Here is a 24,776-nt window from a genome sequence, read left to right on the forward strand (position 1 = left end):
CTTTTTTGTGTTTTGGGCTGGGTTTCAAGGCAAATGACAAATTAATTAAAAATTTTTGTAAAAAAATCACGTCTGTTTATCATTTTTTTTGAATTTCCTGCTATGATCTCTAACTATGTAATAGGGGGCGCATTAAGTCCGCAAGTGAGTAGTTAAGTATAGTTTTTATGTTTGAATTGAACGGTTTCAGACAACGATGATTACAGGTAACGATAAGAAGATCGGGGACACAGACACCAACACTGGTGTTGGAGTTGCAACTCGGACCAAGCCGAAGAAGCCATCTCTTTGGCGCGTAATTCTACTAAATGATGACTATACGCCTATGGAGTTTGTGGTTCACATCCTGCAAAGTTTCTTTGGGATGGATGAGCAAACAGCGGCCCAAGTGATGCTTCATGTGCATCATAAAGGGGTCGGTGTGTGCGGTGTTTTCACCTACGAGGTAGCTGAAACAAAAGTCGCGCAGGTGATCGAGTACGCTCGAAGTAACCAGCATCCTTTGCAATGTACAATGGAGAAAGAATAGTGCCCGGATTTTCAAATGCCTTAGAAGAAAGCTTACACCGCGCAATGGCACTGGCGACATCTCGTCGTCATGAATTCGCGATGCTCGAGCACCTCCTTTACTCCTTAACAGAAGATCAGGATGCAGCTGCGGTGATGCGAGCCTGCAATGTAGATCTGGATCTGCTGCGCAAGGATTTGGATGATTTTATCTCAGAAGAGTTAGACGACCTGGTCATGGATCGTTTCGTTGAAGCCCGTCCAACTCTATCCTTCCAACGGGTTGTTCAACGTGCATTAATCCACACTGAAAGCTCTGGCCGTGAAGAAGTGACAGGCGCCAATGTCTTGGTTGCGATCTTTTCTGAGAGAGAAAGCCACGCTGCCTATTTCTTGCAGAAACAGGAAATGACACGCCTGGATGCGGTTCAGTATATCAGTCATGGTGTGGCAAAAGCCCCAGGCAAAGATATCCCGCGCGTTGTCCGCGGTGTTGATGGTCAGTTTAAATCTGAAACCCATAAAAGTGCGGAAGAAGAAGAGAAAGGACCAGCAGAAGCTTCAGAAGCTTTGGACGCTTACTGCGTTAATCTTAACGAAAAAGCCAGCCGCGGGAAAATTGATCCTTTGATTGGCCGCCAAGCAGAAGTCGAACGGACTATTCAGATCCTGTGTCGCCGGTCCAAAAATAATCCTCTGCTTGTTGGCGATCCTGGCGTTGGCAAGACAGCAATTGCAGAAGGGCTTGCCAAGCGAATTGTGGACGGTGATGTTCCAGAAGTTCTTCTGGCTGGCGTGATTTATTCTCTTGATATGGGAACTCTTCTCGCGGGCACGCGCTACCGTGGTGATTTTGAAGAGCGCCTGAAAGCTGTAATGACTGAGCTTGAAGGTATGGATAATGCGATCCTCTTCATCGATGAAATTCATACAATTATTGGGGCAGGTGCCACGAGCGGTGGTGCGATGGATGCCTCCAATTTATTGAAACCTGCTTTGGCTAGCGGATCTATTCGCTGCATAGGGTCTACGACTTACAAAGAATATCGTAGCCATTTTGAAAAAGATCGTGCGCTACTGCGTCGGTTCCAGAAAATTGATGTCTATGAGCCAAGTGTCCCGGACGCTATCAAGATCCTCAAAGGGCTAAAACCTTATTTCGAGGAACATCACAAAATCCGGTACACAGCGGAAGCCTTGAAGTCAGCTGTAGAATTGTCGGCTCGTTACATCAATGATCGGAAACTCCCAGACAAAGCGATCGATGTGATTGATGAGGTTGGTGCGGCTCAAATGCTCCGGCCGGAAAGTAAACGCAAGAAGACTATTGGCGTTAAAGATGTTGAAGACATCGTCGCCAAGATTGCCAGGATTCCACCAAAATCTGTGAGCAAAGAAGACACAGAAAGCCTTCGGAAGCTGGATGTTGAACTAAAGCGTGTTGTATTTGGTCAGGATCAGGCGATTGACGCCTTGGCAAGTTCCATAAAGCTGGCAAGAGCGGGACTTCGGGAACCAGAAAAGCCGATCGGAAACTATTTGTTCTCAGGCCCAACGGGCGTCGGTAAAACCGAGGTGGCGCGTCAACTTGCATCCATAATGGGTGTGGAGCTGGTTCGTTTTGATATGTCTGAGTATATGGAGCGTCATACGGTAAGCCGTCTGATTGGTGCCCCTCCCGGTTATGTTGGTTATGATCAGGGCGGTTTGCTAACGGATGCCATTGACCAGCAACCGCATGCGGTATTGCTGTTGGATGAGATTGAGAAAGCCCATCCCGATCTGTTCAATATACTGCTTCAGGTCATGGACCACGGAAAGCTGACGGATCATAACGGTAAGCAGGTTGATTTTAGAAACGTAGTTTTGATTATGACCACAAATGCTGGTGCTCAGGAGATGAGTAAGCAGGCAATTGGGTTTGGCAATGAGCTTCGTGAAGGCGAGGATGAGGAAGCCATCAAAAAGCTGTTTACGCCAGAATTCCGAAATCGCTTGGATGCCATTGTTCCATTTGGACCGCTACCGCCTGAAGTGGTTACTCGAGTTGTTGAAAAATTCATTCTACAGCTTGAAACTCAACTGCAGGATCGGAATGTGACCCTGTCCTTGACGGATGCGGCCGCGACCTGGTTGGCTGAAAAAGGATATGATCAGTTGAATGGTGCTCGTCCACTTGGACGTGTCATTCAGGAGAAGATCAAGAAACCGCTGTCTGAAGAATTACTATTTGGCAAGCTTGCCAAAGGTGGTCATGTAAATATCGGCCTTAAGAAAGGTGAGCTTTCTTTCACGATCGAAAGCACGGAAGACGTTAATCGCCGTGAAAAAGTTGAACGTCAAAAAGCCGGGAAGAAAAAAGATACCAAGACGGATAATCAAAAAGCCTGATTTGGTCACTGGTGTTAAAAAAATTAGGGCGCCGAAATGGCGCCCTTTTTTATAATTATTTTTGGCCAATCACACGTCGGTTCTGATTGATCGATTTAAGATATTCAATACCCTCATCAGCGATAGCGTAGCCAACCATGTCCTCACCCTCGCCATCAATTTCATCCATGTCCATCCAGTGGGAGTAAAGTGGCCGTGTTCGGTCGGTTATAATGCCGGCTTTGAGTAGGGTTTTAACAAGCACACGGAAAATGTTAGTGCTTTCTTTTAGCGCATCCCGACGATCTGCGTCTGTAAAGACTTCCCGACAGGCATCGCGAACCCACTCCCAATCAAGACCAAATTGTTCGTAAATAACGCGTTTCTGACGGATATTCATCAAGTTGAAGAGTAGCTTTTCAAAGCACTGGGCGGCCCAGTCCTCCACAATGTTGTGCTCTTTCTCAGACAGATGTGGGATCGTCTTATCAGCCCAGATTTTCCCAAACTTATGATGAAAGGCTTCGTCTGTCATCACGAGCTGAGTGAGCCGCTTCAGAAGGGGGTCGTTGGTTTTGGAATGGAAGCTTGCGAAGGCTCCCATGGCTAGTCCTTCCACCAGCATCTGCATGCCAACCAGCTTCTTATAAACTTCTTCTGCCGCAACTAATTCTTTAAGCAGATCCCCAAGCTGCTCACCAACAGGGTAGGGGCTTCCCCAGCGCACCTGAATATAACGGCTATACGCTGTTACATGCCTGGCTTCTTCTCGGGTTTGATTGGTTGCATATTCCTGAGCGCCTGGGTCCAGCAGGATATGACAGAGGCTGGCACTGAGCGATAGTGCGCCTTGCTCACCATGTAAAATGCCAGAAATGCCCCAGCGAACGCTCTCATTGCCTAGTTTAATTTGTTGTTTTTCATCAAGCTTATCGACAACGGCGCTTTGCAGTTCTGGAATGGTTTCTCGTGGCATAATGAGTTCGTTTTCCAGATCAAACGGGGTTGAAAAATCAATGTAGGCATCATCAAGTGGATCCCAGAAATGGTCATGGGTTGCGGAAATGATTTGATCAAAGGCATCGGTTCGCGTGTTGTATCTGTCCGCGTCAAGCATCGCCGGAAAATCTGTCGGGGCGACAGCCTTGTAGATCGGGTCTTGTGTAATATGGTTGGCCATTTTTTGAGTTTCCTCCCCAGGTTGTCTCTATTATTTACCTTTACGTAAACGTAAAGCTTGACTGAATGGTAACCTAAAGTAGGGAAATGTGCAATAAAACTGCGAAAGTCCAGTTAGGAAACTAGACGTTAGCTTTTCTTGAAGGGAGAAAGCTTTCCCAAATAAGCAAGTTCAGCATCCATATGCCGGGTTTCCCGCTGAAGAAAATCACTAATCGCGTCATGGAATCCTGGGTCTTGCATCCAATGTGCAGAATAGGTTTTAGTCGGTAAATATCCACGGGCAAGTTTGTGTGGACCTTGAGCACCAGCTTCAACGCGATCGAGTTTTTGCTCAATGGCATATTCGATAGCTCTGTAGTAGCAGGTTTCAAAATGCAGGAAACGATGATCCTCAATACAGCCCCAATAACGTCCATAAAGGCAGTCTTGGCTAACAAGATTAAGCGCCCCGGCAATATAGCGCCCCTCCCGTTTCACCATCATCAAGACGATCTGTGGTCCTAACGTGGCCCCCAAAATATCGAAAAACTCTCTATTCAGATAAGGTATACCCCATTTGCGGCTGCCCGTGTCCATGTAGAATTCGAAAAACGCATCCCAGTGAGTTGAGGTGATTTCTTTGTCGGTTAAGGTCTCAAACGTAAGATCTGCAAAATTCTCTGGTTTCCGCTCTTTTCGGATCGCTTTGCGTTTACGAGACGATAAAGCGTTCAGAAAGGCATCAAAAGTGTCATATCCATCGTTAAACCAGTGAAACTGCTCCCCGACACGGAGGAGATAGTCTTGATCGGTAAAGGCTTTCGTGTCTTCCTTTTGAAGGAAGGTGGCATGAACAGAAGACAGTCCATATTTAACGGCAACTTGTTTTGCGCCTTGAGCAAGTAAGGTTTTCCGGTGAAGAAGTTCTTCCGCAGGGCCATGGCCACATAAAAAACGAGGACCTGTTACCGGGGAAAAGGGGACTGCAAGCTGTAGTTTAGGATAGTAGCGACCACCAGCCCGTTCATAGGCATCAGCCCAGCTGTGATCGAAAACATACTCCCCTTGGGAGTGACCTTTTAGGTACATGGGAGCAACCCCAAGAATGTTCCCATTTTGCTCCAACACCAAATGCATGGGGAGCCAACCAGTTTCGGATGTGGCAGAACCACTTTCTTCTAAGGCTGAGAGGAATTCATGGCTGACAAAAGGATGATCATCAGGTCTTAACCCGTTCCAGAGGCTGGAGGGAATTTCCCTAATTTTATCGACAGTTCTGATGGTAAAGTCTTCAGTCATATGAAGAGATTATTGCCGTTTATGTTTCACTGTTTCTGGGGTCAAATTCTCAAAGATTATATTGTCGGCATACTGGCGCGCTTTTTCAAGATCTGTATCTGATTTTACTGTCCAGGCAAGCAGTGGCCGCTTACCTTTTGTTGTCCGTTGAGCTGCGGAAATTTCAATACTGTTGACATCATAGCCAACGTAATGAGGCTTTGTTAGAGAGTTTAAGGGCATATGTCGCAGCATGAAACGCCGATAAGCAGACATCCGAAACGGTGGGTTTTCCATTCCCAACTGACCTCTGGTCGTTTCGGGGGCCTGCTTTTTAAGCTCCAGCAACAAAAAAGGGTCAAAACTTTGAATGCTATAGTCACCCTTATAGGGTTTAAGGGCATCTAGTACGAGTTCTACAGCAAGGCTTCGTTTGATGGAAACGGGCTTAAGTTCGATCACCAGTGGCACTTGGCCTAAGACAAGATCAAGCGTTTCTTTGAAAGTGGGAATATGATCCTGACTGTCGATGAGCTTGAGTTCAGTCAGTTCCGCGGCAGTTGTTTGCGCGATTGAGCCGTCGCGACCTGTCATCCGTTTAAGATCAGCATCGTGGAAAACGAAAACTTCATTGTCCCTTGAAAATCGCAAATCAAATTCGATGGCAAAGCCATTGTCGATGGCTCTCGCAAATGAAGGCAGTGAGTTTTCAGGTATGCCGTGATTGGCTGAATGCAATCCCCGATGGGCAATCGGGACGGTGGTCAGCCAATCCGGATATAACTGATTAGGAAATTTCGAAGATGGCATCAACTTCGACAGCAACGTTCAGGGGGAGGGCATTTGTTCCAACGGCGAAACGGGCATGTTTACCTTTGTCACCGAATACGTCGACCATTAGGTCTGAGGCGCCATTAATGACTTTTGGTTGTTCTGCAAATCCGTCAACGCAGTTTACAAATCCCCCCAGTTTTACACAGCGAACAACCTTGTCCAGGTCACCGCCACAAGCTTCTTTGACAACTGCGACAATATTCAGTGCACAAACGCGGGCACACTCTGCAGCTTCTTCAGTGGTGAAGTCCTGTCCAACTTTACCTTGATAGGTGATTTTGCCGTCCACAAACGGAACCTGGCCGGATACATAAACCAAGTTTCCCGAGATTGTGTAGGGTACGTAGTTGGCTGCGGGAGCGGCTACGCTTGGAACTTCAATTCCTTTTTCGTTGAGCCGTGCGTCTACCTGTCCTGTCATTCCTGTCTCCTTAACGTTTATTAGCTATCAGCCGCCCGGACGTCCGCCGCCACCAGCGGTGATCCGAATGCCGACATTTTTTGTCTGGACATAATTGAGGAGTGCCTCTTGTCCTTTCTCGCGACCATAGCCTGATCTTTTCATTCCACCAAACGGTGTTTCAATTCCGCCAGCGAACCATTCATTGATAAAGACCTGTCCTGCAATCAGACGATCTGCAGCCCAATGTGCAAGTCCTAGATTTTTGGTGTAGATACCGGCGCATAAACCGTAGTCAGTCCCGTTGGCAAGCTCAATTGCTTCTTCAACATCATCATAAGCGAGAACAGAGAGAACCGGGCCAAAAACTTCTTCCTGGGCAATCGTCATATCTGCGGTGACATTTCCAAAAACCGTAGGTTCAATGAAGTGCCCTTCCAGGTCGGGATGTTTCCGCCCACCAGTAAGCGCTTCTGCGCCAGCCTGCTCAGCGCTCATACACATGCCTTCAATTTTGGCGGCCTGGTTTGCAGAAATAACTGGCGTGATGTCATGTCCATCAATTCCAGGACCGACGGAGAGTGATTTGGCCTTGGCAGCCATTTTCTCTAAAACTTCTGCTTGCAGCTTACGAGGTACAAGAAGCCGGGACTGGGCTGAACAAACTTGTCCTGCATTTGAAAAGATACCTGAAGCTGTGGAGTTGATAGCCTGATCAATATCCGCATCTTCAAACATGACGCCTGCAGATTTTCCGCCAAGTTCCATTACACTTGGGATGACCCGCTCAGCAGCTGCTTTGAGGATAGATTGACCCGTTTTTAACGAACCAGTGAAAACGATATGGTCAATATCCTGATGAGCGACCAGATAAGCGCCGCAATCATGTCCATAACCGCAGACAACATTAACGGCGCCAGCTGGGACACCAGCACGATCACAAGCTTCGGCAATGAAATAGGTCGAGAGGGGAGAAAGTTCAGGAGATTTCAAAACGACTGTGTTTGCAGTAGCAAGTGCACAGGCAACAGACCGGGCGGCGATTTGTAGAGGGAAGTTCCAAGGAACAATTTGTGCTGAAACTCCAAATGGAGAGGGAATTGTGTAATCCACATAATCCGCACCCAACGGGATCATTCGGCCTTCCAGCTTATCGGCTAGTCCGCCATAATATGTGAAATAACGGGCCGCTGCGAGTGCTTCATTTTTTCCACCGGTAAGTGTCTTGCCATTATCCAAGCATTCCGCATAACCAATTTCCTCTGCCATTTCAGTCATATGGCGAGCAATCTCAAACATCAGCTGGCCGCGATTGGTTGGCCGCATGTTGTAGAGAACTCTGGAATTAAAGCATTTACGAGCTGCAGCTACAGCCTGATCAATATCTTCTTCCGTTGCACGGGCTACTTCGCAAAGCGGTTGTGCAGTGGCAGGGTTTTCCACGACAATCCGCTCGCCACGAGCACTATCAACCCACTGGCCATCGATATAATTTTTCCAGTATTTCTTTAAGTCCTGCACGGTCCTCTCCTCAAACTTACACGCTCTTTATATTTGGCCAGTCTAGGCTGGACCGACATTATTCCAGAAGACAGACTTTTTTCCAAGCTAGATTGTTTAACTTCAAACAACTTAATCCTGTGTATTGGATCACTTTTTCTGATATTTTTCACAGGCAGGGTTATATTTGTGCCATAATCCATTATATGAACCTCGACCCTGTCCAAAGAGGCTTCTTTTCTCGCCTCATATTGAAAGATGATCAATGAGCCGTTCTGATCTTACTTCACCTGAGGAATGTTCACATTTTCCGCCGAAAAATGAGGAAGAAGAGCTTTTTTCCTGGTTGATTTCGGCTGGGATGAGTCAGGTATCAGTCGAGCAACTGCTGTTAGAGCTTTGCGAGAGACTTTCCGCTTTAGGTGTGCATTTGGTGCGCGGCAATATTGCGATGACCACCTTACACCCACAGGTGAGTGCGTTTATGTATACTTGGCGTGACGGTCAGGGAATTGTCAGCAATACACGATTTTTGCATACAGATCAGCCTGGTGAAGGTTGGTTTGCCAGTCCCTTCTTTTACATGTTGGGGAAGGATATCAAATTTATGCATCGTCAGCTGGAAAGCGCTGAAAACCTTGATTTTCCCATTCTTGTAGAGTTTCGAAAAGAGGGATTTACAGATTGGTTTGGCCAGTTTTTTGATTTTGGCTGGGGCGATGCAGATAATAGTCTTGAGGCAGGATTTGGACTGATTACTTCCTGGGCATCTGCGCATCCAGGTGGTTTTACAGAACGCGATTTCTCCATTCTAAGACGGGCAATTCCCTTATTTGCACTGGCTGCTAAGGGTATTGCGTCATTTGAGGTGGCTAGCACAATGCTGCAAACCTATGTGGGGCAGGAGACAGCACAAGAAGTTCTCTCCGGCCAGATTAAAAGGGGTGCAGCACGGTCTATGGATGCAGTCCTCGTCTTTGCAGATCTTCGGGAGTTTACGAAGATGGTTGATATGGTTGCACATGATGACATCGTCGCAACCCTTGACCAGTATTTAGAGAGAATGGCAGACCCCATAATAGATATGGGCGGCGAAGTCCTTAAGTTTATGGGGGATGGCATGCTTGCCACCTTTGAGCTGAAGGAGGGCAATGAAGCCGATATATGCCGAACAGCTTTGGTGTCTATTCAAAATATGATGCATGGAATTCGCCGTCTCAATGACAAAAGAGAAAAAGCTGGCTTACCAATCATGGAGCTTGATGTTGCGCTCCATATTGGGGAAGTAATGTATGGCAATGTGGGGTCAGCTAGTCGGTTGGATTTTACGGTTGTCGGGTCTGCCGTAAATGAGGTTAGTCGGATGGAGGCATTGTGTGACAGCTTGAATACCCACGTGGTGCTGTCAGGTGATTTTGTCAGCCGAGCGCTTCATTGCCAGGATCATTTTGAATCCGCAGGTTTACATTCCTTGCGGGGAGTTAGAACTCCCCGGGAATTATATCGTCTGAAGACAAGTAGCGGCTATTTGGCTGATTTTGCAAATGATGCTCAGTTCGCCTGATGGACAAGAGTATTGAACTTCTTGTCTTCATACATGGCTTTGTCAGCTGAGTTGATCAAATCATCATAGGTACTGTTTTTGTCGTAAATCGCCAAGCCCATGCTGGATGACAGTCTGATTGTTGCCCGCTTTAGCTTCACATCTGTCGCATTGATAATGTCACGGATTTCAGCAGCTCGTTTCAAGCCACATGTGGTATCTGCTTTTTCAAGGATGAAAACAAATTCATCTCCGCCGAGACGGGCGACAAAATCGGTATCTCTTAAATTGGCTTCGAGAAGTTTTGATAGTTTTTTTAGTACTATATCGCCAGCATCATGGCCGTAGGTGTCGTTGATTTTCTTGAAATCGTTGAGATCGAGAAACCCGATCACGCCGGTTTCGTTGTACCGTTTTGCTGAGGAGAGGACTTTTTGCATGTAATTTTTTAGACCACGACGATTGGCTAGACCGGTTAGCTCGTCCGTGGTGGACATGTTTTCCAGCTCGCGGATCCGCATCTGCTGTTCAGCAATATGCTGTTCGGCACTGGCAGCAAAGGCGATAACCCGATCAAGGGCACTCCAGCCAAAAGTTGTATCAAGCTCATCAGAGCCAACTCCGGAATTTTTTATCTTTGAGGCTAACTCCTGTAGATGAGGAGAGATTTCAGCGTCAAAAGAACCAGTTCTTGGCTCGTAAGTGGAAGCCCCAGTATAAAAATCACCAGACATGACATACTCCTTATAGTGACATCGGGGCAGCTTTGCTGATCCGACGTTATACGCATTACTCGAATTACTGCTAACTATCTAGCAAGCTATGTGCCACTTCCTCTGAAAGTTTAATTTATGATTAAAAATCAACGACTTAATGTCATTTTTAGAGCTTGCCTGTAGGCTAGGTTAATGCGAGAAGTGGGAAGAATTTTCCGAGTTACGGGCTGTATTTGCCTTATTTAAGCCATCCTTAGAGAATTCTCTGCAAATCAAGCTTTTCTTGTTTATAGTGGCCAAGCCTTTAGATGTCTGGCTGAGTTGGTGTGAAAATAATGACAGGTTTCAATGACTTTTAAAAACCGAGTACATAAGTTTGGATTGAATTTGTTGGTTGCAAGTTGTGGCTTATTTGTTGGGCAAACAGCTCTTGCGGCCTCATTTGAGTCTCATCGTGCCGTGTATGATCTCAAACTGGCTGAAAGTTATGACGGCAGTGGTGTTGAGAACGCAAGGGGTAGGATAGTCCTGCAATTCGAGTCAACCTGTGAAGGGAGTATCGTCAACCAACGAACCGTTGTTGAAATTGGCAATGCTGGTGGTGGTGTCGTGGTTTCGGACTACAGTTTGTCCACATTTGAAGCCAAAGATGGTAAATCCATGCAGTTCTCTGTCTCCAACTCGATCAATGGTCAGACGGTGGAAGAGTTTAAGGGCAAGGCGATCATGACAGGCGATGGCGGCAAAGTTACCTTTTCCAAAGGGGAAATTGTGGAAATGGATCTTCCCAAGGATGTGCTGTTCCCGACAGCTCATTCCGCTGAAATGCTGAAAGCAGCCATAGAGGGTAAGAAGCTGTTATCTGCCAAGGTCTATGATGGTAATGGCACAGATGGCCTGCAGGATAGCTTGACAATTATTGGCAAGCCGCAATCTGTTGTCTCCAAGATTATTGAAGACAACGGCATGGGTGATCAAACATCTTGGTATGTTCAAATGTCCTTTTTTGATTTGAGTGAGCAAAAAAGTGAACCTGACTATAAAGTCAGTTACCGAATGTATGAAAATGGGGTTGGAACAGATTTGCTCATGGATTATCAGGAATTTGCGATGAAAGGCGAATTAGTTCAGTTGGAGTTCTTGCCAATGGACTCATGTAACTAATTTGGTAATTCGTTCGACTGAGGGGGCTTTCATGCAGACATTTATTTCTTTCGATATTGCGAATGGTCCAGTTTTTAAGCGGCTCCTGATCAATAAGCTTTTGGCCATACCAACTCTCGGGTTTTATCGCTTCTGGGGTAAAACACATCTACGACGCCTTTTGTGGCAGGCAATGCGGATTGGAGACGATCGCCTTGTCTATCATGGAACAGCAAAGGAATTGTTCATTGGCTTCTTGATCGCAATGGTCCTGCTGATTATCGTCTTTGGCCTTTTTGGCGTTCTGCTTCAGGTGATAGTTGCCGCAGGCAGTGTAAACCCCCAAATGGCAATGATCTTTAATGCCTTTAGCCAATTTATTAACTTTTTGCTTCTGTTGTGTTTTTGGCAATTTGCCCGCTATCGATTATGGCGGTTTCGACTGAGTAGAACTTCCTATCGGACAATTCGTTTCTATCAGTCCGGTTCTGCTTTGAAATACACCTTTAAATTCATGCTATGGGGTGTTTTGGCTTTAATTAGCCTGGGATGGTTATATCCTAAAATGCGGTATGAATTGTCGGCTTACCGGGTTAACAACATGGGTTTTGGGGATCAGCATTTTGAATTTACAGGAAGTGCTGTCGACTTTTTCAGCATCTATTGGCCCGTTATTTTGTCTTTTACAGCCTACCTGGTCATTCCCTACAGCTTTGCTTTTCTAACCGGTCTGGACGGTGCTTTGATGGGGGACAGGACAGTTGTTGCCGCAAACGAAACGGCGGCCATAGTGTTTTTCTGTCTCAATTTTGGTCTATTGCTTCTGACTGGTATTTTAGCGCTGTTCGCGCGAGTTCGAGATTTCAACTATGTGACTTCAAACACGAAATTTGCGGGTGCGCAGTTCAAGTCTGATTTGCCGGTAAAAAGAGTGGTTCGGGTTGGCTTTGTCGCATTCCTATTTTTCGTTCTGATTTATTCAGGAATCTCAATTCTGTTTGGGCTAGGGATCGCAAGCGGAAATGAAGCAGCTTTCATGTACAGTCTGTTTCTCTTTTTCGGTGCTATGCTTTTTGTCGATATTATTCTGTATCTGTTTCTCTATATCCCACTGGTGAAGGTCGCGTGTGAGCATATCTATACAGATAACCTGGAAGTCTTTAATGAGGTCGCAGCCTCTTCGCAGGACTCACCAAAATATGGAGAGGGATTTGCGGACGCGCTGGATGTTGGGGCTTTTTAATGGTTGCGACGACTGCCGAATATTATGACGGTTCGTCAGCCCGTGGCATTCCGGTTCGGGTTGCTCTCGTTAATGAGGATCTGGAAATTCGGGATGCAGCAAATATTTTGCTCGCGACTTGGGCGCTTACCTTGATCCGGGATGAGAATATCCCTGAAGATCCAACGTCTCTTTATCTATCTTTGTCCGCTCAAAACAATGCCCGTCTCCGGTTATCGGATCCTGTATTAGTTGAGACGTTGCGCAATCGGTGTCCCAAATTACGGGCTCGCCGTAAGATTGCATCCAGTGACTGGGTGAAACCCTTTGCGGCAACGATCGCTGTCATAGTCTTGATCGCCGGGTTCGTGTGGTATGGGATCCCGTGGGTCGCTGATCCCCTCTCCAGATTAATCCCGCAATCCACATTGTCTGGGATTGGTCAAGGAGTGGAAAAACAGATCATCGACCGATTTAGCAAAGGCAAGGGTGAAAACAGTGCGGTTTGCAGTGAAGCCGGCGGTGAAAAGCTGTTGCAGCGCGTAGTTGGGGAGATTGTCCTGACTGCTTCAGAAATAGAAGAGCGCTCACCAGAGACAGTGTCCATTATTGTCGTTAGAAGTAAGGTCGCTAATGCATTAGCATTACCTGGCGGGCGGATGGTTGTCTTTTCTGGACTGCTCGACATGATTGATAATCCCAATGCCCTTGTTGGGATCCTGGCGCATGAATATGCTCATGTTATGGGCCGGCATCCGACCCGCTTGATGCTGTCAAATGTGGGCATGGCGACGATCACTTCGTTTTTGTTGGGTGACGTGACGGGCGGAACGATTGCGGCGGCATTTGGGCAAATGGCTTTGGGTGCTGCCTATAGCCGGGATGTAGAAGAAGAGGCAGATCGCAAAGCCTTGCAGGTTATGAGCAAACTTTCTTATGACATTAAGCCCATGATCCCTGTGTTAAAGGAACTGTCGAAGAAGCAACCGACGAACCCTATGTTTGATATTGTGAACACGCATCCTAACGTTGATGATCGGGTTAAGATCCTGCAAGGGCAGCCAGAAATGGCGTTCCGGCCTTCCATGACTGAGGCAGAATGGGCTGAGATAAAAACGATGTGCCGGTCAAGCATCTGACCATAGGGTTTACTATTGATCAGATTTTTTAAGGCCTCGGCCTTTACCGATGGATTGACTGCCGAACTTAGCGCGAACTGCATCAATAGCGTTTTCAATGTTCCGGGTCTTTCCCGATTTTGTATCCAGAAGATCTGGTATGTCTGCGTCTTCAACCGAGCCAAATTGGCTGATACCAACACCGATCAGCCGGAATTTAAGATTTTGATCTTCGATCTTGTTGAGCATCTGGACAGAATGCTGGTAGAGAGTTTCAGCGAGCTGTGTGGGGTGATCCAGAGTTTGACTTCTGGTGATGGTCTTAAAGTCAGCTGTTTTGAGTTTTAAGGTTATGGTTTTACCTGCTTTTTGTGACGCTTTAAGCCGCTCAGACACTTTCTCAGAAAGCCGCCAAAGCCGATCTCGCAGGTAAGGGAAATCCGCTATATCGGTCTCGAAGGTTGTTTCGTTGGAGATACTTTTTACTTTTCGCTCGGCCTTGACCTTTCGGCTGTCCAGGCCACGAGCAAACTCATAAAGGCGTGTTCCCATAACCCCATATCTGGCAACTAGATCTGCTTGTTCTTTGTGCTGTAATTGCCCAATTGAAGTTATGCCGTCACTTGTCAGTTTTCGGGCTAACGCTTTTCCAACGCCCCAGATGTCACTGACGGGGCGAGGAGACAGAAATTCAAGGGCTTCCTTTCTCCCGATCACAGAATAGCCATGTGGCTTGTCCAGATCTGACGCAAGTTTGGCAAGCGATTTGTTATAGCTTAAACCTATGGATACAGTGATTCCAATTGATTGCCTTATATCTCTTGCCAGTTTCGCCATGGATTGTGCCGCGCTTCGGTGATGGAGTTTTTCTGTTCCTGTGAGATCCAGGAAGGCCTCATCCAGGGAGAGCGGTTCAATGGCTGGCGTGAGCTGTTGAAAGAACGCGTGTATTTCTTTGCTGACTTCAGAGTAAACACTCATTCTTGGGGTGATGATTATGCCGTCAGGACATAGTTTCTTTGCCTTGAACAAGGGCATGGCCGACCGAACTCCATACATTCTAGCGATGTAGCAACAGGTGCTCACTACACTTCTAGGGCTGTCATACGCAACAATTACTGGTATATCTTTGAGTGCGGGATTGTCCCGTTTTTCAACCGCGGCATAAAAGGCATCGCAATCCATATGAGCAATTGTTAGCTGGTTGAGTTCTGGATGGGAGATTAGGCGAGGGGAACGACACTCTGGACAGCGCTTAACTGATGCGGGCAGAGGTTCTTCCCAGTTCGTCAGACATGTCCGGCAGAGTGTGCTCATTGGATGAATTACTTTTCAAATCTAGTCCCAGAGCCATGCGGCACCGCGCACACCAGAGGAGTCTCCGTAGCGGGCAGGAACTAGTTTAGTAGTGATGCCATCGGAAAACACATACTCTTGAAGCAGCTTTGGAACATTTTCGTAGAGTCTTTCAATATTCGAAAGGCCGCCACCGCATACTATGACCTCGGGATCCAGGATATTGACGATACCGGATAGTGCTTTCGCCAGACGTCGTTCATAAATGCTAATGCTTTTCAGCGCAGCGGCATCACCCTCTTTCGCCTGACGTACGATTTCCTCGGCAGATGGTCCGTGTGCGCCAACAGCATTGTGAAATTGGCTCATTCCAGGACCAGATAGGAAAGTTTCGATGCAGCCTTTTCTGCCGCACCAACAAGCGGGTCCTGGATGTTCGTTTTGGTTAGCCCAAGGCAGAGGAGTATGTCCCCATTCTCCGCCAACAGCATTTGCGCCTCGATGGATTTTGCCGCCAATGACAATGCCGCCACCGACCCCTGTGCCGATAATAATTCCAAAAACAGATTTTGCACCTTCTCCTGCGCCATCTGTTGCTTCAGATAGGGCAAAACAATTAGCGTCATTTTCAGTTTTTACGGGGCGATCAATCCGCTTTGCGAGATCTAAATCCAGAGGAAAACCAATCAGTTCAGTCGTATTCGCGTTTTTAACTAGTCCAGTGAGAGGGGAGACAACACCCGGAATGCCGACACCGACGCTTCCCTTAGATCCCGTCGCTTCATCGGCCGCAGCCACAAGTGATGCCATGTTATCCACAATAGCCTCATAATTTCCCCGGGGCGTTGGCTGACGTTTGCGGAAAACTTCTTGGCCATTTGAGTCCAGCGCGATGATTTCTGTCTTGGTCCCACCAAGGTCAATCCCATATCTCATTAGTTTTCCTTGGTTTCGATGTGGGAAAGAATATGGTCAGAAAGTTCTGTCCAATTATTCAAGCGGGCAGTGCTATTTTCAGCAGGACCCAACAGTTGTGCAAGCCGCTCATCGGCAATGTAGTGGAGCCGATGGACATAATCCGCATGTTCTTCGACGGAGGCGTGATTATGTGGAATATCATCAATAAAAAATGAAGGGTGATTTAGGGAGCGTGTCAGGTAACTTACCACACGGCCTTTCGCACCAATATTGGCAATTAGTGGGAAATCCATACCGGCTCTTTTAAGGCCGGCCAACCTTTTCTCCGCATACTTAGGCGGAACATTGCTGAGGACGATAACCTGAGCATGTTGGCTAAGATCCTCGAGCGTTTCTGCGGCGCCTTCTACTGCCGGCAAGTTTGCAGCATAATCGTGAAAGAATTGATCCAATAGATGTGGAATTTTTTCATCTTCAACGGCAGAGTTGTCATGTTTTAGCTTGATATTTCCGCGAAGGGCAAAAGATTGCCAGTCGAAATACATACCATTCGCCTCGAGAAATATCTCCATACCTTTCATAAAATTAAACAGAACCTCGTCCGCATCGGTGATGATCATTGGACGCTCCGGATCAATTTTAATATCGGCAAGTTGGGGAATCACTTTTTCATGAATGCCGTCTGTCATCTGTCACATATCCTGATTGAAACCGGGGTAAAGGTGTCTGATTTTTTGAAAAGAAGTGGGATCTACGTCAAACTGTTCACAAAATTCAAGCAACAAGTTCTCGTGATTCATCAAGAAATCGAGGATCCCTGCGAGGATTTCAGGGTTTCCTGGGTTGTTTTTGAGTTCATTTGTGTCCAATCCTGTTTCACCGAGAAGCCAGGAGATCCTTTTTTCATCAGATAACAGGTAAGTTATGGCTTGAAACGAGATTATATCAGCAAGTTCTTGATTCATTGTAATTTTAAAGTGAATTCCTTTTGCATTTGTAACTCTATGTTAAGCATATCGCTGTTAATTGTGTGATGATATTACCATTTTAATCGTTTCGCGATGGTATTTATGGTTGGTTCTGACTGTTGAGCGGACATTAACTATGAAATACTGTTTAGAATATAGAGGGTATATTGGGTTACTGATGTCATCTAAAGAAACAAGGCGGCCGGCCAATGACTTCTGATAATAAAAAACAGGTTCTGATTGTTGAAGACAATGAATTGAACATGAAGCTTTTCCATGACCTTTTGGAAGCGCATGGCTATTCAACATTGCAGACAAAGGACGGAATGGAGGCCTTGTCGCTCGCGCGTGAACACAAGCCTGATCTCATTTTAATGGATATCCAATTGCCAGAAGTCTCTGGCTTGGAAGTTACTAAGTGGATTAAGGAGGATGAAAACCTCCGTTCTATTCCCGTTGTTGCCGTGACGGCCTTTGCAATGAAAGGTGACGAGGAAAAAATTCGCGAAGGCGGATGTGAAGCGTATGTTGCAAAACCAATTTCCGTTGAAAATTTCATCAACACTGTCAAAGAGTTTTTAGATTAATCTATGTCTGCAAGAATTCTTGTCGTCGACGACGTCGTCCCTAATGTCAAGATATTGGAAGCCAAGCTTTCAGTAGAGTATTATGACGTTATCACGGCATATAATGGTCCTGATGCGTTGGAGTTGGCGCATGAGAAATCGCCTGATCTCATCCTTTTGGATGTGATGATGCCGCAGATGGATGGTTTTGAAGTCTGCCAAAGGCTGAAAAAGGATCCAAAGACAGCCCACATTCCTGTAGTGATGGTTACGGCTCTTAGCGAAACTGCAGATCGTGTTCAGGGTCTTGAATCTGGTGCTGATGATTTTCTGACGAAACCTGTTGATGATGTCGCTCTTTTTGCGCGGGTTAAATCCTTGCTTCGTTTGAAAATGATGATGGATGAATTCCGCCTTCGCGAGGCGACCAGCTTTGATCTGGGTGTGATCAATCCAGAAGAAGATGAAAACTCTCAGCAGATTAAGGGCCGGATCCTGGCCATTGATGATAATGATTTTTCCAGCCAACAACTTCGTCAGATTTATGAAGACAAATATGATCTGACGATCGAATCCAATATGGATGAGGCTCAGGTTCTTGCCAGGGGCGGGGACTTTGATCTTGCGGTTGTTAGTCTTGGCTCTACCAGTTTTGATCCGCTGCGGCTATGTTCCCGGATCAGGACTTTTGAAGAAACTCGGCAATTGCCAATTTTGACACTCGTTGATGAAGCTGACTCAGATAAATTGGTTAAAGGGCTTGAGCTTGGCGTGAACGATTACGTCATGCGTCCGATCGATAAAAATGAGCTGATTGTGCGGACCCGTACCCAGGTCTTGAGGAAACAGTATCAGGATAGATTACGTCATAACTACCATAGAAGTATGGAGCTTGCGGTCACGGATTCGTTAACGGGACTATATAACCGTCGATATATGACCAACCACCTTGAAACGCTTCAAGGAAGTGCTCAGGCAGACTATAAACCAGTTTCCCTGCTAATTTTGGACATTGATTACTTTAAAAAGGTCAATGACACGCACGGGCATGATGTCGGTGATGAAGTGTTGAAGCAATTTGCTGGCCGTATGATTAAAAGTGTCCGCGGTATTGATCTTGCTTGCCGGTATGGTGGCGAAGAATTTGTTGTCGTAATGCCCGATACTGATCTAGCAGTTGCGCTGGGCGTTGCTGAACGCCTTCGAAAAGAGGTTGGCGATAGTCCTTTTCATATCCCTGGTGTCAATTTGACATTGGATATTACCTGTTCCATCGGTGTTGCGATGGCCAACCAGGAAGAAACAACTGAAAGTTTGATTAAGAGAGCCGACGAGGCGCTCTATCAAGCTAAGCGTGACGGACGTAATAGGGTCGTCACCGCTTCCTGATTTTCCTCACAGTCAATGAAAACGAGAAAAGCCTACCAATCTGTGGGATTGGAGGCTTTTTCCAAATGACAAAACCCCGGCAAATGCCAGGGTTCGTCGAATCACAAGCTGTAAAGTAATCCGTTACAAAAACGGTGTTACTTAATTTTAGCTTCCTTGAATTCCACATGCTTGCGGACAACTGGATCATATTTGCGCATGACCATCTTTTCAGTCAATGTCCGTGGGTTCTTCTTTGTTACGTAATAGAACCCTGTGCCAGCAGTGCTAACAAGTTTAATTTTCAGCGTAGTTGGCTTAGCCATGCCAGTAACTCCGTCTTCCGACTGCAATAAGTGCAGGAGAATTAATCAATGAAGCCCGAAAAATACGGATTTAAACGCTTAAGTCAAGCAGAACAGTAAAAAATCTGCAGGTTTTTTACAAACGGCCTAGGTGACCTGTTTTTTGGTAATTTGCCAAAGGTTTAAGCTAACAAAAAAAGCGCACAAAGCTGCGAAAACTAAGGGCATTCCAAAGGAGGATGAAAACTTCATCGCATACCCTCCTATAGCAGGTCCTATGAGGCTACCCACGCCCCAAAGGACCCCAGCTGTGGCATTTGCGGTGATCAGTTCTGCGCCGGTAAAAAGTCGGCCCATAATCACCAGAGCAAGGGTGTAGGTGCCCACCACAGCACCTCCCCACACGAGCAAGGCAGGCCACAACAAGTAAGTCGTTCCAATTAGATAGGGAAGGGCGAGGGAGCCACCCAGTCCAACAATACCACATACTAAAATCACAAGATTCTCACCAACTCGATCAGCGATCCATCCGATCGGATACTGAAGTAAGATATTTCCAGCCAATAAGGTGCTGGTCATTAAGACAGCCGTTCCTTCAGTCATTGCGTGTCTAACTCCATAGACCGGGAGTAGTGTCATGACTGCTCCATCAAAGAAGGAAAGGAGCAGGGCTGCGGAACAGATGACTGGTGCTATTCGGATAAACGATAGAACTGAAAAACTGCTCTTTTCTGTGAACTTAGGATAATCATGACTGGAAATTAGAAAGATTAAAGCTGATGAGGCAACGATCAATGCCGATACAATAAACGGAAAAGAACCCTCTGATCCCAAGAAATTGATTAAGATGGGGCCTAAGGCAAAACCACCAGTAAGCACAGAAACATAGATCCCGATTGTCTGCCCTCGTTTTTCCTCTTTCGCAACTTGGTTTATCCAGGTTTCGCTGATTAAAAACAGGATCGACATGCCCACGCCAATGAATAGGCGTAACAAAAACCAGAGAACTAGATTCTCACTGAACGCCAGGCCTAAGATTGATCCACTACAGATCCCGATAGAAGCCCAAAGTAAGGGGCCAGAACCAAACATCCTGGCCAGGGCAGGCACAAGCGGTGACACCATCAGAAAGGCAAGGGCAGGAAGGGCGCCCATCCAACCAATAATATCCGCTCCAACATCTCGTCTTTCAAGGGCAAGGCTCACGAGCGGAATAGATAGGCTAACCGACAGCCCCATCGCTGTCGCGGCAGCGATAATCGTATAAATCGGATTGTTTTTGAGCATTTGGCTGCCTAGTGGGGTAGCCAACGGATCAATGGCTTACCATTTCTATATGTGAAAAGGGGAATGATATTATCAGAATGATTGTGGGAAGAAAGTCTGTTGTTAAGGACTTCCAAAACAAACTCTGTCACATCTACTAAAGGCATCGCCAAGGCATCTTCAATTTTGAACCATTGAAGTTCCAGTAGCTCTCCAGACCCACCAAGATCGCCGCTGATCTGATTGGCATCAACAGTTAAGAATCTCGTGTTGAACCGGATCGGATTGTGCGCAGGGGTTATTGCCCGCGCTAGAAATTCGACGCGGGAAAGGTCGGGTTTCAGGTCTCCATTCTCTTCTGTGCCAAGAATTAGACCTGTTTCTTCCTGGGTTTCCCGAGCAGCCGCACAGGCGATTGCATGGGATTTATCCCCTGGATTGGATAGATATTTAGATACGGTTGGTTGCAAAGGTCTCAGGGCTTCGATAGCGCTATCAGTCGCATCAACTCTTCCACCCGGAAACACAAAGACGTTAGGGAGAAATCGATGGGCCTTGGCACGCTTGCCCATCAGAACATAGGTGCCACTTGCTTGCTTATCATAGATAATCAGGCTTGAGGCATCTCGAGGTTTGACTGGATGTTGCAATGGCGTGTTGGTTGTCATTCTGTTGTATAAACCCGCTTACCATTGACCATTTTAAAGAGCTTAACCGGATAAGACGATATAGTCTTTGGCTTTTCTTTCAGGTAGGTTTCTACCTCGCCCAGGATATATTCGGTAATCGCTGGTATCTCAAGATCCCGAGCTTCAGATAGGGTGACCCATTTCATATCCAAAAGCTCGTCAGATCCCCCGAGGTTGCCCTCTATTTCATTTCCATCAAGGACGAAGAAGCGGGTGTTGAATCGTTTTTTTCGCATCGGAGGGGTAACAGCTCTGGCGATATAGTCGAGCCTTGAAAGATCAGGGCCGCAGGTGACTGTTCCAAAATCATTCCAAACTTGTAGCTTGGATCTTCGGGGCGCGCCATAGGATGCGGAAATCAGAAGTCCCGTCTCTTCAAAAGTTTCTCGGATAGCGGCAATGGCGAGTGCACGGGCGCGGGCAGGAGTGCATCCCCCGCGGCACAGTCGCTCAAGCACATCCTCGCGTAAATCTTTAGCTGGAATTATGCGGGCATCGCCAGCATCAACACGACCTCCTGGAAACACATATGTGTTTGGCATGAAGCTATGACGGGAGCTGCGCTCACCCATCAATATTTCAGTACGAGGACCACTCTGGCGGTGGATGATGATGGTGGAGGCGTCTTTAGGACGAGGGGCTTTTGTACCGTCTTTACGGTCTTCCGCAACAACGCGTTTTTTCTTATTTTCCATCGAAGGCTTCCTTGTTTTTACTTAAGAATGCCTCCTTTGAAATCAGAAGTCCAGTAGTTGGCGATCAAACGAATTGATTAATCAATTTGCTGAGCCGTATAACCCTCTTTCTCACCGCTAAAGCCATGCATAAAACGAGCCCACTGAATAGCGATTAACGCGCCTTTGATAGGCGGGAGTAGTAGAAGAGAAGCAATCGTGGCTGCCGGAATCCAGATTGACATGTGAACCCAGTTTGGCCAGTCATACATCTGCTGTGTTGTCAGAATGCCTGACCCGACAAAATGCAGAACGATTAGCATTGTGAAATAGGGGGGCGCATCGTCTGCCCGCTGGTGATGAAGTTCCAGTCCACAAACATCACATACGGGTTTCACCTTGATGTAGCCGTTAAAAACACGGCCCTCACCGCACTGAGGGCACTTTTTTCGCAATCCCCGAAAAAAAGAAGTTCCAAATGGTCTTTCTTCAGTCATTCCATCACCATCACACTTTCCAACATTCTTAGAATATCATGAAGTGGTAACCTGTCCCTTAAAATATGTTGGTTGCGACATTGTGCCGCAAACTCACTACACTCGTCACACGAACTTAGGATTGGTGTGATTTTCGTTGTTGAGCACGCTTTTTGCCTTTGGGTGTCGTTCTTTTTTTGCGGGGTTTACCCGTCGGTGCTGTTCCAGGCTTACGGCCTTTTGACAGCGCCCTTCTCGATTTTCCTCGGGCTTTGGCATCAAAGGCGGAGCTGCCGTCTTCCTCTTCAACTGAGACAACCATACTACCCGTAGGAATGTCCACTTCTCTGAGGCGGACCATGATCTTATCGGCTAACTGAAAGACCACGCCAGTCCGTTCACCAATCAGTTTATGTCGATCTTGATCGTAGATAAAAAAGTCATGTCCCAGAGTTGAAATGGGCGCGAGTGCGTCAGCACCTGTTGGCTCTAGGGAGACAAACAACCCTGCTCGCGTTACGCCGGTGACTTTCGCTTCAAAAATCTTGTCAACTTGGTTGGCATGATAAACAGCGGTAAAGCGATCAAGGGTCTGACGCTCTGCCAGCATTGCACGACGCTCAAGGTTGGAAATCTGCTCGCCAATGGCGTCAAAGTTATCGGCAACCTCATCGGATAGACCATCATTGCCAAAGCCGTGTGCGGAGATAAGGCTTCGGTGAACGAGCAAATCCGCATAACGCCGGATAGGCGATGTGAAATGGGCATAGTTCTTCAGGTTCAGTCCGAAATGATGCCTGTTATCAGGACTGTACACAGCCTGGGATTGTGATCTGAGTACTAGAGCACTTACCAACTCCCGATCTGTTTCAGTTTTCGCCTGCGACAGGATCCGATTGAAGGTAGCGGTCTTCATGACCTGACCCTTGGCGAAGTTGATGTCCATATCGGAAAGTGTTTCTTTTAAGCCCTCCAGTTTGTCTTGATCTGGCGGCTCATGCACGCGGAACATGCAAGGGCGTTTCTTCTTAATCAGAGTTTCCGCTGCGCAAACATTCGCCTGAATCATAAACTCTTCGATCAGCATGTGAGCTGTAAACCGAGTTTTCTTGGTAACGGCCTTGATAAAGCCATCCTCGTTGAGCTCAATTTTTCGCTCAGGAAGCTCCAGATCTAGAGGTTCCCGTTTGTCGCGAGCTTTTTTTAGAGCTTTATAGGCCTCAAAGAGCGAATCCAGAATTGGCTTTAAAGGTTCTGTTTGCTCATCTGGATGACCTTCATGAGAATCCTGTGCTTGCCTGTAGGTGAGGGACGCGACCGAGTTGATCAGCGCCCGCATAAATTTATGGCGAAGCTTCTTTCCGTTTTTGTCGAACCACATTTGAACCGCCATCACAGGCCGGTCTACGCCTTCATGGAGGGAGCAGAGGTCACTGGAAAGTTCATGAGGCAACATAGGAACTACGCGATCCGGGAAATAAACAGAATTACCCCGCTCCAGCGCGGATGTATCTAACGCAGATCCTGCACGGACATAATAGGCGACATCTGCAATTGCAACGATGGCTTGCCATCCCCCAGGATTTTCTGGGTCATCATCAGGCGCCGCCCAGACTGCGTCGTCGCGGTCCCGTGCATCTGCTGGGTCAATGGTAAGGATCGGCACATCCCTAAGATCAGTGCGTTTACCGAGAGTTACCGGTTTAGCCTTCAGGGCTTCTTTTTTGACAGTTTCGCTGAATTCATAAGGGATCCCGTGTGTGTGGATCGCAATCATGCTAATTGATTGCGCATCTCCCATCGGACCAAGGCGTTCGGTAATTTTTCCCTCTGGAAGGCCAAACTGTCGACCCGGAAGTAGTTCGCAAATTACGACTTCGCCAGATTGGGCGCCCTTGGAATATTCATCCAAGATCACAATTTCTTTTTTATTTTTTCGGTCCGTTGGTTGAACCCGCCCATTATTTCCTGTTCGCGTAAAGATACCAAGAATGGGCCCTTCGGCAGCCTTAAGATGGCGGATGATCTTAGCTTCATAATGACCATTTGGTTGGCGGTGAGTTCTGGCTAAGAGACGATCCCCAACCCCAGGCGCAGGGCCCTTTCGGTTTCCAGTCTTGTTGTTCACGAAGATTACTGGTGGTGGAGTGTCTTCATCCCATTTGACAGGTTTGGCTATCGCTTCCCCCTGGTCATCAATGCGGGTAATTTCAATGATCAAGACAGGCGGGAGCGTTCCTGCAGGATTAATTGATCTGCGATGGCCTTTTTCCAGGACACCTTCCTCAAGCAGCTCTTTAAGCATCTGTTTGAGGTAGATCCGATCCGCACCTTTAATCCCAAAGGCTTTGGCTATTTCCCGTTTACCAACGGGACCAGTGCTGGAAGTAATAAATTCTCGGACTTGGTCTTTGGTGGGCAGATGGGCCTGCCATTTTGTTCTATTGGTCACGATTAC

General features: G+C 46.9%; 24 protein-coding genes. 8 read left to right on the plus strand and 16 right to left on the minus strand.

Annotated elements, in window-relative coordinates:
* Positions 1-196 precede the first annotated feature (196 nt).
* Both clpS and clpA read left to right on the plus strand, forming a co-directional pair.
* Entirely contained in the window at positions 197-529 is a 333-nt protein-coding gene (gene clpS / locus HH301_RS09185) for an ATP-dependent Clp protease adapter ClpS (protein WP_169568602.1), read from the plus strand.
* Positions 529-2,898, plus strand: a complete 2,370-nt coding sequence (gene clpA / locus HH301_RS09190; protein WP_169568603.1) for an ATP-dependent Clp protease ATP-binding subunit ClpA — start codon at positions 529-531, stop codon at positions 2,896-2,898. Before clpS ends, clpA begins: the two co-directional genes overlap by 1 nt.
* A gap of 55 nt (positions 2,899-2,953) precedes the next feature.
* Here clpA and HH301_RS09195 read toward each other — a convergent pair whose 3' ends face one another.
* From HH301_RS09195 to HH301_RS09215, 5 genes are all read right to left on the minus strand, one after another.
* Positions 2,954-4,057: a ferritin-like domain-containing protein gene (locus HH301_RS09195; protein WP_169568604.1), complete on the minus strand. Its 1,104-nt coding sequence runs from the start codon at positions 4,055-4,057 to the stop codon at positions 2,954-2,956.
* Between the two features lie 128 nt (positions 4,058-4,185).
* Complete coding sequence (locus tag HH301_RS09200) at positions 4,186-5,337, minus strand: GNAT family N-acetyltransferase (RefSeq protein WP_169568606.1); 1,152 nt, start codon at positions 5,335-5,337, stop codon at positions 4,186-4,188.
* A gap of 9 nt (positions 5,338-5,346) precedes the next feature.
* Positions 5,347-6,126, minus strand: coding sequence for a glycerophosphodiester phosphodiesterase family protein (locus tag HH301_RS09205; protein WP_169568607.1), 780 nt, complete (start codon positions 6,124-6,126; stop codon positions 5,347-5,349).
* Complete coding sequence (locus HH301_RS09210; protein ID WP_169568608.1) at positions 6,104-6,571, minus strand: RidA family protein; 468 nt, start codon at positions 6,569-6,571, stop codon at positions 6,104-6,106. The genes HH301_RS09205 and HH301_RS09210 overlap by 23 nt, the downstream gene beginning before the upstream one ends.
* A 27-nt stretch (positions 6,572-6,598) precedes the next feature.
* A complete protein-coding gene (locus HH301_RS09215; protein WP_169568610.1) occupies positions 6,599-8,071 on the minus strand; it encodes an aldehyde dehydrogenase family protein in 1,473 nt (490 codons plus the stop codon).
* Between the two features lie 244 nt (positions 8,072-8,315).
* Here HH301_RS09215 and HH301_RS09220 point away from each other — a divergent pair, with 244 nt between their 5' ends.
* Positions 8,316-9,614: an adenylate/guanylate cyclase domain-containing protein gene (locus HH301_RS09220; protein WP_169568611.1), complete on the plus strand. Its 1,299-nt coding sequence runs from the start codon at positions 8,316-8,318 to the stop codon at positions 9,612-9,614.
* Here the strand turns inward: HH301_RS09220 and HH301_RS09225 are convergent.
* Positions 9,602-10,327 carry a GGDEF domain-containing protein gene (locus HH301_RS09225; protein ID WP_169568612.1) on the minus strand — a complete coding sequence of 242 codons (726 nt, stop codon included), beginning with the start codon at positions 10,325-10,327 and terminating at the stop codon, positions 9,602-9,604. The genes HH301_RS09220 and HH301_RS09225 overlap by 13 nt on opposite strands.
* Before the next feature lie 330 nt (positions 10,328-10,657).
* Here HH301_RS09225 and HH301_RS09230 point away from each other — a divergent pair, with 330 nt between their 5' ends.
* Genes HH301_RS09230 through HH301_RS09240 form a run of 3 tightly spaced genes read left to right on the plus strand, consistent with a single transcriptional unit; the run spans position 10,658 to position 13,813 of the window.
* Complete coding sequence (locus HH301_RS09230; RefSeq protein WP_169568614.1) at positions 10,658-11,473, plus strand: cell envelope integrity EipB family protein; 816 nt, start codon at positions 10,658-10,660, stop codon at positions 11,471-11,473.
* A 31-nt stretch (positions 11,474-11,504) separates the two neighbouring features.
* On the plus strand, positions 11,505-12,695 hold the full coding sequence (locus HH301_RS09235) for a DUF898 family protein (protein WP_169568615.1): 1,191 nt from the start codon (positions 11,505-11,507) through the stop codon (positions 12,693-12,695).
* Entirely contained in the window at positions 12,695-13,813 is a 1,119-nt protein-coding gene (locus tag HH301_RS09240) for a M48 family metallopeptidase (RefSeq protein WP_169568616.1), read from the plus strand. The genes HH301_RS09235 and HH301_RS09240 overlap by 1 nt, the downstream gene beginning before the upstream one ends.
* A 12-nt stretch (positions 13,814-13,825) precedes the next feature.
* On the opposite strand, the gene HH301_RS09245 is transcribed toward HH301_RS09240, so the two are convergent.
* The 4 genes from HH301_RS09245 to HH301_RS17975 are packed head-to-tail and all read right to left on the minus strand — an operon-like array spanning position 13,826 to position 16,971.
* On the minus strand, positions 13,826-15,109 hold the full coding sequence (locus tag HH301_RS09245) for a DNA polymerase IV (protein WP_169568617.1): 1,284 nt from the start codon (positions 15,107-15,109) through the stop codon (positions 13,826-13,828).
* A 21-nt stretch (positions 15,110-15,130) separates the two neighbouring features.
* Complete coding sequence (locus HH301_RS09250) at positions 15,131-16,024, minus strand: ROK family protein (protein WP_169568618.1); 894 nt, start codon at positions 16,022-16,024, stop codon at positions 15,131-15,133.
* Positions 16,024-16,695 (minus strand): HAD family hydrolase, encoded by a 672-nt coding sequence (locus HH301_RS09255; protein ID WP_169568619.1) that lies wholly within the window; start codon positions 16,693-16,695, stop codon positions 16,024-16,026. Before HH301_RS09255 ends, HH301_RS09250 begins: the two co-directional genes overlap by 1 nt.
* A 3-nt stretch (positions 16,696-16,698) precedes the next feature.
* The gene (locus HH301_RS17975) at positions 16,699-16,971 is read right to left on the minus strand and encodes a DUF3572 domain-containing protein (protein WP_169568620.1); all 273 of its coding nucleotides are present in this window, start codon (positions 16,969-16,971) and stop codon (positions 16,699-16,701) included.
* 212 nt (positions 16,972-17,183) lie between these two features.
* Here HH301_RS17975 and HH301_RS09265 point away from each other — a divergent pair, with 212 nt between their 5' ends.
* Together HH301_RS09265 and HH301_RS09270 are read left to right on the plus strand one after the other, a co-directional pair.
* Positions 17,184-17,561 (plus strand): response regulator, encoded by a 378-nt coding sequence (locus tag HH301_RS09265; RefSeq protein WP_169568622.1) that lies wholly within the window; start codon positions 17,184-17,186, stop codon positions 17,559-17,561.
* 3 nt (positions 17,562-17,564) lie between these two features.
* Entirely contained in the window at positions 17,565-18,929 is a 1,365-nt protein-coding gene (locus tag HH301_RS09270) for a PleD family two-component system response regulator (RefSeq protein WP_169568623.1), read from the plus strand.
* A gap of 137 nt (positions 18,930-19,066) precedes the next feature.
* Here HH301_RS09270 and rpmG read toward each other — a convergent pair whose 3' ends face one another.
* From rpmG to rnr, 6 genes are all read right to left on the minus strand, one after another.
* Positions 19,067-19,234, minus strand: a complete 168-nt coding sequence (gene rpmG / locus HH301_RS09275) for a 50S ribosomal protein L33 (protein ID WP_169544820.1) — start codon at positions 19,232-19,234, stop codon at positions 19,067-19,069.
* Positions 19,235-19,360: 126 nt separating this feature from the next.
* On the minus strand, positions 19,361-20,500 hold the full coding sequence (locus HH301_RS09280; protein ID WP_169568624.1) for an MFS transporter: 1,140 nt from the start codon (positions 20,498-20,500) through the stop codon (positions 19,361-19,363).
* Positions 20,501-20,508: 8 nt separating this feature from the next.
* Positions 20,509-21,147 (minus strand): NUDIX hydrolase, encoded by a 639-nt coding sequence (locus tag HH301_RS09285; protein ID WP_169568625.1) that lies wholly within the window; start codon positions 21,145-21,147, stop codon positions 20,509-20,511.
* Positions 21,144-21,863 (minus strand): NUDIX hydrolase, encoded by a 720-nt coding sequence (locus HH301_RS09290; RefSeq protein ID WP_169568627.1) that lies wholly within the window; start codon positions 21,861-21,863, stop codon positions 21,144-21,146. The genes HH301_RS09285 and HH301_RS09290 overlap by 4 nt, the downstream gene beginning before the upstream one ends.
* Positions 21,864-21,940: 77 nt before the next feature.
* On the minus strand, positions 21,941-22,339 hold the full coding sequence (locus HH301_RS09295; RefSeq protein ID WP_169568628.1) for a DUF983 domain-containing protein: 399 nt from the start codon (positions 22,337-22,339) through the stop codon (positions 21,941-21,943).
* 115 nt (positions 22,340-22,454) lie between these two features.
* Positions 22,455-24,770, minus strand: coding sequence for a ribonuclease R (rnr, locus tag HH301_RS09300; protein ID WP_169568630.1), 2,316 nt, complete (start codon positions 24,768-24,770; stop codon positions 22,455-22,457).
* Between the last annotated feature and the right edge of the window lie 6 nt (positions 24,771-24,776).

Origin of the sequence: Sneathiella limimaris (assembly GCF_012932565.1) — a bacterium.
Classification (GTDB): domain Bacteria; phylum Pseudomonadota; class Alphaproteobacteria; order Sneathiellales; family Sneathiellaceae; genus Sneathiella; species Sneathiella limimaris.

Bases quoted from the DNA above. Each gene is read 5' to 3' on its own strand.
- HH301_RS09240 (WP_169568616.1), top strand. From the start codon at position 12,695: ATGGTTGCGACGACTGCCGAATATTATGACGGTTCGTCAGCCCGTGGC.
- HH301_RS09265 (WP_169568622.1), top strand. From the start codon at position 17,184: ATGACTTCTGATAATAAAAAACAGGTTCTGATTGTTGAAGACAATGAA.
- HH301_RS09255 (WP_169568619.1), bottom strand. From the start codon at position 16,695: ATGACAGACGGCATTCATGAAAAAGTGATTCCCCAACTTGCCGATATT.
- HH301_RS09290 (WP_169568627.1), bottom strand. From the start codon at position 21,863: ATGGAAAATAAGAAAAAACGCGTTGTTGCGGAAGACCGTAAAGACGGT.
- HH301_RS09235 (WP_169568615.1), top strand. From the start codon at position 11,505: ATGCAGACATTTATTTCTTTCGATATTGCGAATGGTCCAGTTTTTAAG.
- HH301_RS09285 (WP_169568625.1), bottom strand. From the start codon at position 21,147: ATGACAACCAACACGCCATTGCAACATCCAGTCAAACCTCGAGATGCC.
- HH301_RS09280 (WP_169568624.1), bottom strand. From the start codon at position 20,500: ATGCTCAAAAACAATCCGATTTATACGATTATCGCTGCCGCGACAGCG.
- rpmG (WP_169544820.1), bottom strand. From the start codon at position 19,234: ATGGCTAAGCCAACTACGCTGAAAATTAAACTTGTTAGCACTGCTGGC.
- HH301_RS09195 (WP_169568604.1), bottom strand. From the start codon at position 4,057: ATGGCCAACCATATTACACAAGACCCGATCTACAAGGCTGTCGCCCCG.
- HH301_RS09225 (WP_169568612.1), bottom strand. From the start codon at position 10,327: ATGTCTGGTGATTTTTATACTGGGGCTTCCACTTACGAGCCAAGAACT.
- clpS (WP_169568602.1), top strand. From the start codon at position 197: ATGATTACAGGTAACGATAAGAAGATCGGGGACACAGACACCAACACT.
- HH301_RS09200 (WP_169568606.1), bottom strand. From the start codon at position 5,337: ATGACTGAAGACTTTACCATCAGAACTGTCGATAAAATTAGGGAAATT.
- HH301_RS09210 (WP_169568608.1), bottom strand. From the start codon at position 6,571: ATGACAGGACAGGTAGACGCACGGCTCAACGAAAAAGGAATTGAAGTT.
- HH301_RS09230 (WP_169568614.1), top strand. From the start codon at position 10,658: ATGACTTTTAAAAACCGAGTACATAAGTTTGGATTGAATTTGTTGGTT.
- HH301_RS09270 (WP_169568623.1), top strand. From the start codon at position 17,565: ATGTCTGCAAGAATTCTTGTCGTCGACGACGTCGTCCCTAATGTCAAG.
- HH301_RS09250 (WP_169568618.1), bottom strand. From the start codon at position 16,024: ATGAGATATGGGATTGACCTTGGTGGGACCAAGACAGAAATCATCGCG.
- HH301_RS09295 (WP_169568628.1), bottom strand. From the start codon at position 22,339: ATGACTGAAGAAAGACCATTTGGAACTTCTTTTTTTCGGGGATTGCGA.
- HH301_RS09245 (WP_169568617.1), bottom strand. From the start codon at position 15,109: ATGAGCACACTCTGCCGGACATGTCTGACGAACTGGGAAGAACCTCTG.
- HH301_RS17975 (WP_169568620.1), bottom strand. From the start codon at position 16,971: ATGAATCAAGAACTTGCTGATATAATCTCGTTTCAAGCCATAACTTAC.
- HH301_RS09205 (WP_169568607.1), bottom strand. From the start codon at position 6,126: ATGCCATCTTCGAAATTTCCTAATCAGTTATATCCGGATTGGCTGACC.
- HH301_RS09220 (WP_169568611.1), top strand. From the start codon at position 8,316: ATGAGCCGTTCTGATCTTACTTCACCTGAGGAATGTTCACATTTTCCG.